Source organism: Marinobacter sp. EVN1 (assembly GCF_000475375.1).
Lineage (GTDB): Bacteria > Pseudomonadota > Gammaproteobacteria > Pseudomonadales > Oleiphilaceae > Marinobacter > Marinobacter nauticus.
This window is the reverse complement of record NZ_AXCB01000017.1, coordinates 100,600-113,362: the sequence shown is the minus strand read 5'-3', so window position 1 is coordinate 113,362 and position 12,763 is coordinate 100,600. Positions and strand designations below refer to the sequence as shown.

Annotated in this window: 10 protein-coding genes; 8 read left to right on the top strand and 2 right to left on the bottom strand. The window is 57.6% G+C overall.

The genetic code is table 11. The features are described 5' to 3' along the window. Positions 1-10: 10 nt before the first annotated feature. The 7 genes from Q674_RS29545 (at position 11) to Q674_RS29520 (ending at position 8,087) form a co-directional block, all read left to right on the top strand. Positions 11-1,594, top strand: a complete 1,584-nt coding sequence (locus Q674_RS29545) for a flavin-containing monooxygenase (protein WP_023008730.1) — start codon at positions 11-13, stop codon at positions 1,592-1,594. Between the two features lie 179 nt (positions 1,595-1,773). After that, on the top strand, positions 1,774-3,798 hold the full coding sequence (locus Q674_RS29540; RefSeq protein WP_023008729.1) for a T6SS phospholipase effector Tle1-like catalytic domain-containing protein: 2,025 nt from the start codon (positions 1,774-1,776) through the stop codon (positions 3,796-3,798). Continuing rightward, positions 3,795-4,406, top strand: coding sequence for a DUF2931 family protein (locus tag Q674_RS0120715; protein WP_031210075.1), 612 nt, complete (start codon positions 3,795-3,797; stop codon positions 4,404-4,406). The genes Q674_RS29540 and Q674_RS0120715 overlap by 4 nt, the downstream gene beginning before the upstream one ends. 115 nt (positions 4,407-4,521) lie before the next feature. Further along, a complete protein-coding gene (locus Q674_RS29535; RefSeq protein WP_023008727.1) occupies positions 4,522-5,664 on the top strand; it encodes a sterol desaturase family protein in 1,143 nt (380 codons plus the stop codon). 95 nt (positions 5,665-5,759) lie between these two features. Next, the gene (gene rluF / locus Q674_RS29530; protein ID WP_022991363.1) at positions 5,760-6,758 is read left to right on the top strand and encodes a 23S rRNA pseudouridine(2604) synthase RluF; all 999 of its coding nucleotides are present in this window, start codon (positions 5,760-5,762) and stop codon (positions 6,756-6,758) included. 85 nt (positions 6,759-6,843) lie between these two features. Next, the gene (locus tag Q674_RS29525) at positions 6,844-7,476 is read left to right on the top strand and encodes a MarC family protein (RefSeq protein ID WP_022991362.1); all 633 of its coding nucleotides are present in this window, start codon (positions 6,844-6,846) and stop codon (positions 7,474-7,476) included. A 35-nt stretch (positions 7,477-7,511) separates the two neighbouring features. After that, the gene (locus tag Q674_RS29520) at positions 7,512-8,087 is read left to right on the top strand and encodes a gamma-glutamylcyclotransferase (protein ID WP_023008726.1); all 576 of its coding nucleotides are present in this window, start codon (positions 7,512-7,514) and stop codon (positions 8,085-8,087) included. Here Q674_RS29520 and Q674_RS29515 read toward each other — a convergent pair. Next, positions 8,012-8,971 (bottom strand): DMT family transporter, encoded by a 960-nt coding sequence (locus Q674_RS29515; RefSeq protein WP_023008725.1) that lies wholly within the window; start codon positions 8,969-8,971, stop codon positions 8,012-8,014. The two genes, Q674_RS29520 and Q674_RS29515, sit on opposite strands and share 76 nt — an antisense overlap. Positions 8,972-9,215: 244 nt before the next feature. Here Q674_RS29515 and Q674_RS29510 point away from each other — a divergent pair, with 244 nt between their 5' ends. Further along, entirely contained in the window at positions 9,216-10,163 is a 948-nt protein-coding gene (locus tag Q674_RS29510; RefSeq protein ID WP_023008724.1) for a LysR family transcriptional regulator, read from the top strand. Positions 10,164-10,191: 28 nt separating this feature from the next. On the opposite strand, the gene Q674_RS29505 is transcribed toward Q674_RS29510, so the two are convergent. After that, positions 10,192-12,693: an acyl-CoA dehydrogenase gene (locus Q674_RS29505; RefSeq protein ID WP_023008723.1), complete on the bottom strand. Its 2,502-nt coding sequence runs from the start codon at positions 12,691-12,693 to the stop codon at positions 10,192-10,194. Positions 12,694-12,763 lie beyond the last annotated feature (70 nt).

Here is a 12,763-nt window from a genome sequence, read left to right as displayed (position 1 = left end):
GAGTGCAGCAATGAAACAAACCGCCAAGATCGCCATTATCGGCACCGGATTTTCCGGCCTGGGCATGGCCATCAAGTTGAAAGAGGCCGGCTTTGACGACTTCGTGATTCTGGAGCAGAGCGACAATGTCGGGGGCACCTGGCACGATAACCACTACCCGGGTTGCGCGTGCGATGTTCAATCTGCGCTGTATTCCTTCTCTTTTGAGCAGAATCCGAACTGGACCCGCATGTTTGCTCCCCAGCCGGAGATTCAGGCGTACCTGCGGCATTGCGCCGAGAAATACGGCCTGATGGATCACATTCGTTTCAACACCCACGTGGCGGGTGCCCGTTGGGATGAGGCCACCTCGGGCTGGATTGTGGAAACCTGCAACAGTGCAAAACTCTGGGGCTACATGGAAAAGAAAGGTTTGAAGCCCGGGGATGAGTTGGATCGCAGCGACAAGGCCCTGCCGCCAATCCGCAAGCTGCGAAGCGAGATCCTGGTGTCCGGCATGGGCGGCCTGAGCACCCCCGCGTATCCGGAGATCAAGGGCATAGACACGTTCACAGGGGCCAGTTTCCATTCCCAGAACTGGGACCATGACTACGATTTTCGTGGCAAGCGGGTGGCGGTTATCGGCACTGGTGCTTCGGCCATCCAGTTCGTGCCGGAAATCGCCAAAGAGGCCGCCCATCTGGACCTTTACCAGCGTACGCCGCCCTGGATCATGCCCAAGCCTGACCGGGAAATCCGGCCATTGGAACGGGCCATGTTCCGTCGGTTCCCGCAAACCCTGAATGCGTTCCGCCAGAGCATTTACTGGATGCTGGAAGCCCGGGTGCTTGGCTTCGTGGGTAACCCGCGCATTCTGAAAGTCGGTGAGTTACAGGCCCGTCGACACATCCGCAACCAGATCAAGGACAAGGAACTGCGCAAGAAAGTGACGCCGGATTTCCATTTCGGCTGCAAGCGGGTGCTGATCTCCAACAACTACTACCCGGCCCTGGACCAGGAGCACGTGGACGTACTGACGGAGGGCGTTCGCGAAGTGAAAGGTAACACCATCATCGACAACAATGGCACCGAGCGCCCGGTGGATTGTATTGTCTATGGCACCGGCTTCAAGGCCCAGGAACCCATTCCCCGGGGCATGATCTTCGGCCGTGGGGGCCAGGATCTGCTCGACGCCTGGCGTGAGGGCGCGGAAGCCTACAAAGGCACCACCGTGGCCGGCTTTCCAAACTTCTTCATGCTGATGGGTCCCAACACCGGCCTGGGCCACAGCTCCATGGTGTACATGATCGAGTCCCAGGTGCAGTACGTGCTGGACGCCATCAAGAAGATGGACCACCGAGGCTGGAAGAGCGTGGAAGTGAAAGAGGATGCCTACAGCCAGTACAACGCCTCTATACACGCCAAACTCGGCGACTCCGTGTGGCAGACCGGTTGCAAGAGCTGGTATGTGAACGAGAACGGCAAGAACACCACCTTGTGGCCAGGCTTCACCTTGCAGTTCCGGCAGCAGACCCGGCGGTTTGATGCCGAGCAGTATGTGTGTGAATCGGCGGAGGTGATGGAGCAGGGTGGGGAGCCGGCATTGGCTGGTTAAAACGGTAGATAATGATGCGCCCGAGTCAGGATGCTTCGGGCGCTATAAAGTTGAGTTGAGACAGAATACCTTGTTCAACCAAATCCAATGACTTAATTTTGTACAGCGTCGTGAGCCAGGGATTGCGCTCACTTTTTATCAGATAGCGCTAACCGCTATCGTCTAGGACAAGGACGGTCATGTTTCTTAAGTATCACTATGATCTCCAACCGCAGGATCTGTTGCGATTGGAGAGTCCATTCTTTGCCGCAGAAAAAATCCGGGAGTTGTTCCGCAGGGGCACCCCTATTCCAGCATCCCTCTTTTTTCATTACTCCCCCCCTATTACGCATAGCCGATCTCATCTCCATTATCAGGAACTGGTCTCGAAGATTGAGGTCGGCGAGCTATGCCTTGTCTATTCCGACATCGAAAGTGGGTCGGTTTCGGCTCCAGTGGTCGCCTGGAGGGCAGATAGCGAGGCGGAATCGGGCCTCTGGAACTGCGCCGGGATCTTTGGTCGGGGGATTCCAGGATTAGAGGAACTCGTCGCTGAAATGAATCGACGCCGGATTACTCCGCAGACACTTCAGAAAATGTCTGCCACCGGGGCATCCAGTCTTAATGAGATTGAACAATGGAACCAGTTCGCAGAATCCAACGGCGGAGACCAACCTCGTCAGGGTGAACGTCGCTTGTCTCTTCCGATAGGGGGCTCCGCCAACATTGCGCCTCTGCCTATGAGTGAGCAGCACAATTCCACGTATCAGGAACGAGGCGTGCACCTTGTAATGGGGCTGTTCACCGATGGGACATTGAACAATATCGATAATATCGAACACTTTCGGGAGCAGGTAAGAGAATGCGAAGTTCTCGAACAAACGGATCCAGAGGCGGCCAAAGCTTGCGCTGATCGGCTTGCTTTGGAATTAGGTGATAGCTACGCCAATGCGCCGACCAATGTGGTTAAGTTGTTTGATCTATACCGGGAGGGCGAGACACAAGATGGCGAGATGACACGTCTGATGATGAAGACGTATAGCCATGGAGTCGGTACTGAAAATGGGGGGGAAGACTCCATGCTCGATTCGGCAACAGGGTTGGGTAAAACGGGTGTAATCTCACAGGTTAACCGTTTATTCGACTCCACAGCAGAGATAGCGAATCTACGACTGCGTGGTAGACCCGTGACCAAGCTCTCTATTGATCTCTTTGGCTTCAGCAGAGGTGCGGCGGCGGCTCGCCATGCGGCAAATTCGATCCTTCGAGGTCGTGTGGGAAAGTTTGGTAGGGCACTCTCTAAACAAGGGATCGGCTGGCCTGAGCAGGTTGAGGTTCGCTTTCTAGGACTATTTGACACTGTTGCTGGAATCGTAAATCTCAGAGCTGGCGATTTCTCAGCTTCGGACGGAGAAAACGATCCTGTTGAACTCAAGCTGGATTCGTCCAAGATTGGGAAGGTAGTTCACTTTGTCGCACGCGATGAAATCAGAGCTAATTTTGCCCTGAATAGCGTTGTAGATTCTGATGGCCGACTACCCGAAAACTTTCGTGAGATAAGCTTGCCCGGCGCTCATTCTGATGTGGGGGGAGGGTACCATTCGCTTCAGGATGAGGAGTTGCTTGTTGCACCCGTTATGGAGATCAGAGGCTCCGACACTCAACGACCAGAACAAACCATGAAATGGGATAACCTTGAGGCTCTCATGGTCGAGATCCAGTCCGAGGGCTGGATTGGGGATTACAGTCTGCCAATGAGTGATGGCACCGCTCCCTCCCTCGAAATAACACAGAAACGCAGTGAGCACCCAGCGCCCGATGGCCGGGTTGATCTTGCTTTGAAGATGAGGAGAGGAGTCAGTGGTGAATACTCCAATCTTTGTTTGAACTTGATGTATGAAATGGCCAAGGAAGCCGGACTACTATTTGATGCGATCCCGGATGAGGATTCTTGGAGCTATGCCGAAGAGCTTGCAGCTATCCGTGATAGCCTCAAATCGCAGATAGTGAACGGAGTGGACGCTCCCCAACTGGCCCCAAAACAACTAATGCTGCTAAAGCAGCGCTATACCCACTGCTCAAGCCACTATAACCCTATCAGGTTTATGCTTGGTGAACAGGAGGTTTCGGTGGAGTTTCCTTTCCAGCCTTGGGGGCATCCATTGCGACCAACCCCAACGAGAAAGAGAACGGTCCATTACCAACAGGGAATCGGAAAAGCATGAGCCGGAATAACTTTCTTAAGCTCCTATTTATATTGGCTATTTATTCCGTAGCGGGATGCAGTAGTAAGCCAATCGCGGAGAACGACATCTCTTGGTATTTCTCACTTGCCACACCGAAACACTACGATGTCTGGGTTGAGCATCTCCAGTTTGAACGATCAGGTGAACGTAGTTGGTATCACCCAGCTGGCTCAATGAGTTGCTGCTGGAAAGGACCGTCCGGCCCAGCAGGAATAGCCGGCCGAATGGATCTGTTTCCTGATTATGTAGCCATCCAATGGTTTTCATTTGCAGAGCAAAAGTTCTATCAGCGAATCATTAAGGTTCCCCGAGCCTGGCAGGACAAAATGCTGGAGCCTGCACTATTACAAACCGAGCTGCATGGTGACGTAATGAAGCCAAGAAACTTCATTGTGTTTGGTCTCGCTCCCGGCGGTGAAGTGGTGGTTTGGATGATGAACCAGATCGGCAATGAAGTAGAGTTGGCACGTTTTCAGGCGAACGAGCTGGATCGGGACCCCGACATCTACCGTGTAAACACCGAAGAGTATCTGGAACAACATGGAGATTTCCTCGATCAACACGGAATCCCAACGAGTGGTTGGTAGTTTTCGCGTTCCTGAAATACCATAAGCACCCCGATCCACTGGAACACGGATCATAAACTGGCGCTCTTGGTTATTCGGCGCTTGTTGCTAAGCCTGAAATTTCAGCAGGGAACGCATGAATACGGAACAGGATACCGATTACCAGTACCGCGAGCGGGTGGTAGTGCCCCGCCCGGACAAAGAACTTCGCTTTCGGAACGGACGAATCCCCGGGTATTTTTCGATATTTCTCGGTGGCTTGAGCCTGGCGGCGGTGCTCGCCTACCTGTTCCCTTCCTATCTGACCACCACTGATCTTCGTGCCGCGTATGATGCCGAGGCGCTTCAGGATGTCCTGAAGTACGGTATGTGGTTCTCCCTGTTTTTCGGCATTACCACCTTCATTCTTGATCGGCGCAAACGGCTTGGCGCTGCAGGTATTGCCATGACGCTGATCGCGTTTGGCCTGGGTGGCTACAACGTCCCGGTCGGGCCGGTGGAGCCGAAACCGCTGTCGCTCGGCGTGGACTGGCTGATTCTGGCCTTTCTGGGTTCCACCATTGTCTTTACCAGCCTGGAGAAGCTCTTTCCGAAGTATCGGGAGCAGGTCATTTTACGGGATCAGTGGGGGCTGGATTTCTTTTACTTCTGCCTGAATCACCTGCTGATCTCAGCGGTTCTGTTGTTTGGCAACTTCCTGGTAACGCACTTTGAATGGGTGGCCAGCGACAGTCTTCAGGCGGCTATCCAGAGCATGCCGCTATGGCTGCAGGTGGTTCTGCTGATTCTGGTGGCCGACTTCGTGCTGTATTGGGAGCATCGGGTATTCCATGAAGTCCGGCGGCTGTGGCTGTTTCATGCGGTTCACCATTCGGTGGAAACCATGGACTGGCTGGCGGGCTCCCGCGCGCATGTGGTTCAGATTTTTATTGAGCGGGGGTTGGTCATGCTGGCGTTGTATCTGCTCGGAGCCAGCAAGGAAGCGCTGGATATCTACGTCACGTTTGCCGCGCTGCAGGCCATCATTATCCACAGCAATCTCAATGTGCCCTGGGGGCCGCTCAAATATCTGTTGGTAACGCCTCAATTCCACCACTGGCACCATAGTTCAGAGAAGCCGGCCATCGATACCAATTACTCGGCACACACGGTGCTCTTTGACCGGCTGTTCGGCACCTATCATTTCCCGAAAGCGCACTGGCCAGCGGAGTATGGCACAACCCAGAAACTGCCGGGTTCCTATCTGCGGCAGCTGTTCTACCCGTTCCGCAGGCGGTGACCGGCAGTTGCCGTCACGGTGATGCAATGGGATGATGCGCGGGTTGCGTGCTGCCCGGCTCGCATTCACCCATCATCTGAAACCGGCAGGATGTCATGGTCAACCGAACCTCAACCCGACTGAACAAATACATCAGCGAGAGCGGTATGTGCTCCCGTCGGGATGCCGACCGGTTCATCGAGCAGGGCAACGTGCACATCAACGGCCGCCGGGCCCAGGTGGGCGATCAGGTGTTGCCCGGAGATGTGGTGAAGGTCAACGGCCAGGTAGTGGAGCCGAGAGACGAAGAAGATCTGGTGTTCATTGCCCTGAACAAACCGGTGGGTATTGTCAGCACCACCGACAGCGCGGAGAAAGACAACATCCAGCGTTTTGTCGGCCACAGTGAACGGATTTTCCCCATTGGCCGGCTCGACAAGGATTCCCAGGGGCTGATTTTCCTGACCAGCAATGGCGATCTGGTGAACAAGATCCTGCGCGCCGGCAATAATCACGAGAAGGAATACCTGGTCACGGTCGACAAGCCGGTCACCCGGGAATTCGTAGAGGGAATGAGTAACGGTGTGCCGATTCTGGGGACCATGACCAAGCGCTGCAAGGTCGAAAAGGTGTCCCGGTTTGTGTTCCGCATTACCCTGGTTCAGGGCCTGAATCGCCAGATTCGCCGTATGGCGGAGTACTTTGGCTACGAGGTGGCCAGGCTGGAGCGGGTGCGCATCATGAACGTCAGTCTGCAGGGGTTGCCGGTGGGTGCCTGGCGGGATCTGACGGAGAAGGAACTGGCGGTACTGTTCGATGCCATCCGGGATTCCTCGTCCGAGGCCACGGAGCCTGCTGGCAGCAAGCCCCGGAAGAAGCTGGCGGGTGCGAGGGGCGCTCGCCCGGGGCCCGGAGGCAAACCGGCGCGGGCTGGCGCAAAAGCTGGCGGGAAGTCACCGGCTGCTAAAGGGCGAAAAGGCCCCGGTTCCGGGCCCGGTAAACGGCCCTCTGGTAAACCCGGTGGCGGCCCAAAGCCGGGTGGTCGTGATCCGGGGTCCAAGGGTAAGCCATCGAAACCGGGCAAGCCCCGCAAGCCGTCCATCAAGAAACGTTGAGTACCCATAGGTTCTCTTCCTTACGGCAAAAAAGCCTTTCGGGCGCTATGCTTACCGGCTTTAACCCTGTGCCGGATTTGCCCGAATGTTTGAAACGTTTTTCTCTACCTATCTCAGCAGCACCATCCGATTCCTGTTCCTGCTGGCGCCATTTTTCGTGGTCACCATGTTCCTGGCCCTCACTCGGGGGCTCTCGATGGCGGAGAAAACCTCCATCATTCGTCGGGCCTGTGTCTCGGCCTTTATTCTGGGTGTGATCCTGTTCTTCGCCGGCCCGCTGTTGTTCAACGCCATTGGCATCACCCTGAACTCCTTCCGCATCGGTGCCGGCAGCCTGCTGTTCCTCACCGCCATCAGTCTGGTGAACAGTGGCACCCGTAACCACGCCACCGGGTTGCCCGAAGAGGATCGGGATGACATCGCGGTGGTACCCCTGGCCATTCCTGTCATGATTGGCCCGGCGACCATTGGTGCCATCATGGTTTACGGCGCCGAGCTTAAAGCGGTGCCAGAAGTGGCCGGTGGTCTGCTGGGCCTGGTGTCGGGCTTGCTGATTCTGGCGGGATTGCTTCGCTTGTCCGGTTATCTGGAGAAAGCGTTGGGCAAGACCGGCCTGAACATTATGTCGAAGATCAGCGGCCTGATTCTTTCCGCGATGGCGGCAGAAATCGTGCTGACCGGTATTGCCGGCTTCATTGCCAGTACCTCGGGCGCCTGAGACAATCCGGTCGTTATTTCTGGATGGGATGAGTCATGCCCGCGAACACCATTGAGCATAATCGCAGCCGGTTCAATTTTGATGGCATCGAGGCCATCTGGCTCTTCGGCTATGGCTCGCTGATCTACAAAGTGGATTTCCCCTTCCTGGAGCAGCGCCCGGCAGCCATTCGCGGTTGGGCTCGTCGGTTCTGGCAGGGTTCTCATGATCACCGTGGCACGCCCGAAGCGCCGGGGCGTGTGGTCACGCTGATTGAGCAGCCCGGTGCCATATGCAGGGGCATGGCTTACCGGGTGTCACCCAACGTATTCGAGTACCTGGATGTGCGGGAAAAGAACGGTTATCTGCGCTTCAGTACCACCATGACCTTTGACGACGGCAGTCATGCCGAGGGGCTGGTGTACATCGCCACGGAAGACAATGAGGCCTTTCTGGGCGAGGCACCGGAAGCGGACATTGCGCGGCAGATTGCCCTGGCCACGGGGCCTAGCGGCCCCAATTCGGAGTATTTGATCAGGCTGGCAGATTCGCTGCGTCAGCTGGGCGATGATTGCTCACACACCTTTGCCATCGAGGCCTGTCTCCGGGCTGACGAATCGCCAACCCCTTGAGTCGTTGCCTGCTCGGCCGGGTTGAATCCCCGGGCGGGTGACCGCTTCCGGTGCCGCAGGCCAATCAGTACCAGCGGCACGACGATCATCAGGCTGCCCGCCAGGAACCACAGGTCTGGCACCTCACCAAACCAGATCCAGCCAATGGCGACCGCCCAGATCAGCCCGGTGTATTCGGCGCTGGTGACCTGGTTGGCATCTACCTGCCGGTAGGCCAGCAACACGGTAATGTTGTAGCCGAGGATGAACAGGGCTGAGCCGGCAGCGCTGATCAGGATCTGCGGGTTCCAGGCAGCGCCTTCCCAGAGTGCCAGGGCGGCGGCGGCCGGGACGATCAGCAGGTAGTTCAGAAACAGTTTGTGGACGGTGGTTTGCTCCTTGGGTAGCTGGCGCACCATGACGGCGTTGATGGCCAGGGCGAAGGCAGAGCCGAGGGCGGCGATGACGGCCCAGTTGAAGTCCACCGGTCGCAGGATGACGATGATGCCGGCAAAGCCGCTGAACACAGCAGTCACACTGAGCGGAGTCAGTTTTTCGCTGAAGAATACGGCGGATAGCACCATCACCAGGATGGGCGCGGCGTAGAACAGGGCATTGGCGGTGGCCAGTGGCAGGTTGGTGAGGGCCACCACCATGCAGACGATGCCGACCAGATGGATGTGGGCGCGGATGGCGTGGATTTTCAGGCCGCCGAAGAGGTTGTTGCGGTCGAGTTTGCGGGCGAGCGGGAGCAGAAACGCCAGGGTGAGGACGCAGCGCAGGAAGGCGAACTGGAAGACGGGGGCACCGGGGTCCAGGAGCTTGATGAAGACGTCTGAGAGTATGGCCATGGCGTTGCCGATGACCAGCAGCAGAATGGCGCTGTTGACGGTTTTGCCTGACACTGTGGTGCTCCTTTTCCTGAAATCCGCTAACTTGAGTGCACGGGTGTGTCGGCGGACTTGCTTCCGAAAACCGCTGCTAGTACATCCCTGTACGCTTGTCTCCGCCATCCATGGCTACGAACATTTTCGGAAGCAAGTCCGCCGACACACCCCCTGACCTTGGATGTGGATTCTAGGCGTGCTTAACTATCCGATAAAATGATCAATATTCCCCATTCATTAGAAAATTAGATAACAAGCAGCGATGAGACTCCCACCTCTAAAAGCTCTCCCAGTATTTGAAACCGCCGCCCGGCTGAACAGTTTTTCAGCGGCCTCGGAAGAACTGGCCATCACCCAGAGCGCGGTCAGCCACCAGATCAAACAGCTGGAAACCTATCTGGGCGAGCGGTTGTTCTGGCGCTCCGGTCGTCGCGTGACGTTGACCGATGAAGGGCGGCAGTATTTCGATGCCATTGGTTCGGCTCTGCTTCAGATTGAGCGGGCCAGTGAGCAGTTGCTGGGGCATGAGGAGAGTCGGTTGCGGTTGTCGGTGTTCAGTTCGTTCGCCGTGCGCTGGCTGGTGCCCCGGTTGCCGGATTTGCAGCGGCTGCATCCGCAGATTGATCTGGCGCTGGAGATGAGTAGCGAGAACCCGGTGTTGTCGGATCGGGTGGCGGATTGTTTCATCACCATTCACCGGGATTCCCGGGCCTACAGTTACGATTTGCTGTACGAGGAGCGGCTGTTTCCGGTCTGTAGTCAGGATTACTGGCAACGTATGCGCCGGGAGCTGGGCCGGGATGTGGAGCCGGAGCGGCGGGATGAGCAACCGGTGTCGCCGGGTGAGATGGCGGGGTTTCCGCTGCTATCCACTTACAGCATTTTCGACCGGCCGGCCGGAGACTGGGAGGCCTGGTACAGCGCGGCAGGAGAATTGATGCCCACGGGCACTCGCGTTCAGCACTTCAGCCATATGCTGTTGGCGCTTGAGGCGGCGCGGTTTCATCAGGGCATTGCCCTGACCAATGACTACATGCTGAGTACCCGGAAGGATTCCGAAGATTTCGTGCGGTTGCCGACGCATTCGGTGGTAACCGGCGACAAATTTTACTTTGCCTGGAAGACCAGCCGCCGGCGGGAGCGCGGGATTCAGACGCTGCGCCGGTGGTTGGTGGATGAGGCGATTCGGGGTGGCTTGAGGGGCGAGTGACCGCCCCTCAACGGGAGGGTGGCGAAGCTCAGCCTTTGGATGGCCGCTCCACCACCTTGCGCTTGCCTTTGGCGTTTTTGGCGAGGGATTTCAATCCGTCGGCATCAAAGGCGTCTACGCGGATGACGTCATAGAGTGCCGTCAGGGCTTCTTCCAGTTTCGGGCACTCCTCTGCTTTGACAATGCCCTGGGCACAGGCCCAGTCCACCAGTTCCTTGCGTTGGTGGCCCATCAGCAGGGCGATGCCATCCACTTCGTCTTCGTCCCGGCTGCGGATCGCCTCGTGCAGTTTGTGACGGGATTCCTCGGTTTCGTTCGCCAATCGATAGGCGTTGAGTACACGTCCGAGCGGGTCGCTGGGATCGGCATTGATGAAGGTTCCCCGGCTGATGCGCTGGCGCACAGACGTGTCGTTCACGATGGTAGCCGCCACTTTGGCACCGAGCTTGTCATCCGGGCCGTTCAGGCCGGTGGCGCCGAGCGGGAAGACCATCAGCCGCAGCGGCCAGCGCAGGGCGGGTACCGGGAAGTTTATGATGGCTTCACGCATGGAGTCCTGCAGGTCGTGCAGACAGGTTTGCAGGCACCATTCCACCAGATCCCGTTGGTCGTCCGGATAGCCTTCCTCATGCCATTGCTTGATCACGGCGGTGGCGTAGTAAAGCTGTACGAGACAGTCGGCCATGCGGCCAGACAGCCGCTGGCGGGCTTTCAGGCCGCCACCGACGGTGAGCAGGGTCACGTCGGTCATCAGGGCAAAGGCTGCCGAGAAACGGCCCAGCTGGCGGTAGTATTTCTGGATGTCACCCTGGCGGGGTGCGCTTTCCAGCCAGCCTTTACTCAAGCCCAGAACGAATGCACGCAGGGCATTGCGGGTGGTGTGGGCCAGGTGGCGGTAGAAGATGCCGTCGAACTTCTTCGCGGCTTTATCCTGGTCTTCCATGCCCGCCGCTTCGATTTCCTCAACAATAAAGGGGTGGCAGCGGATGGCGCCCTGGCCGAAGACCATCAGGCTGCGGGTCAGGATGTTGGCGCCTTCCACGGTAATGCCGATAGGCACGGCCTGGTAGGCCCGTGCCAGGAAGTTGCGGGGGCCGGTGATAACGCCCCGGCCGGCGACCACGTCCATGGCGTGGTTGATCACTTCCCGCATCAGGTCTGTGTTGCGGTATTTCAGCACCGCTGAAGGTACCGACGGGCGAACGCCCCGGTCCAGCATACCGGCGGTCAGCAGGCGGGCTGCGTCCATCATGTAGGTGTAGCCGGCAATGGGTTCCAGGGCTTCCTGTACGCCTTCGAACTGGCTGATGGAACGGCCGAACTGCTCCCGGGTGTAGGCGTAGGAACCGGTCGCCAGGCTGGCCAGTTTGCCGGCGCCGGTGCCCAGAGCGGGCAGGGAGATGGAGCGGCCGATGGACAGGCATTCCAGCAACATTTTCCAGCCCTTGCCGAGCATGTCCTGGCCGCCAATTACCTGTTCCATGGGGATGAAAACTTCGGTGCCCCAGGTGGGGCCGTTCATGAAGACCGTGTTCATGGGCAGGTGGCGGGCACCGGCATTCACGCCGTCGGTATCCCGCGGCACCATCACACAGGTGACACCGATTTCGTCCTGCTCACCAAGCAGGTGCTCGGGGTCGTAAACCTTGATGGCGAGGCCGATCAGTGTAGCGACCGGCGCCAGGGTGATGTAGCGCTTGTTCCAGGTCACTTTCAGGCCCAGCACTTCCTTGCCGTTCCATTCGCCCTTGCAGACGATGCCTTTGTCGGGAATCGCGCCGGCATCGGAGCCTGCGACCGGAGAGGTCAGGGCAAAGCAGGGGATTTCTTCACCCCCGGCCAGGCGAGGCAGGTAGTGCTGTTTCTGCTCGTCGGTACCATAGTGCATCAGCAGCTCGCCGGGACCGAGGGAGTTGGGCACCATCACGGTCACCGCCGCAGACACGCTGCGGGTGGAGATCTTCATGACGATTTCGGAATGGGCGGTGTTGGAAAAACCCAGGCCGCCGTCTTCTTTGGGAATCACCAGTCCAAAGAAGCCCTTGCTGCGAATGAACTTCCACACTTTGTCCGGCAGATCGTAGTGTTCGTGGGTGATCTGCCAGTCGTCCAGCATCTTGCACAGTTCTTCCACCGGGCCATCAAGAAACGCCTGTTCTTCACTGGTCAGGTGAGCCGGCGCGGCATCCAGCAGCTTGTTCCACTCAGGTTGGCCGGAAAACAGTTCGCCGTCCCAGTCAACGGAGCCGGAGTTGAGGGCTTCCTGTTCGGTGGGAGACAGTTTTGGTAAGCGACTGCGAACCCAGCCCAGCAGTGGCCGGCTGAGTTTATCCAGGCGCAGGTCGCCAGGGAGGGTTACGATCAGTGCCAAAGCCAGCAGGATGCCGCCGATCAGAAAACTCAGAATGTGCCAGTCGTCCTGGGCGACGCCCACCAGGGTCGCCACGGACATTACAATCGCGGCAGTTTTGCCACCGATACTGAAGTAAATCAGTACCAGGGCACTGAGAACGAGGAGCAGAACGCTCATGGGCAGACCTCCATATCATGAATGAAATCAGACAGATTTGATTCTTACCATCGGTCAAAGTTCGGTCAGT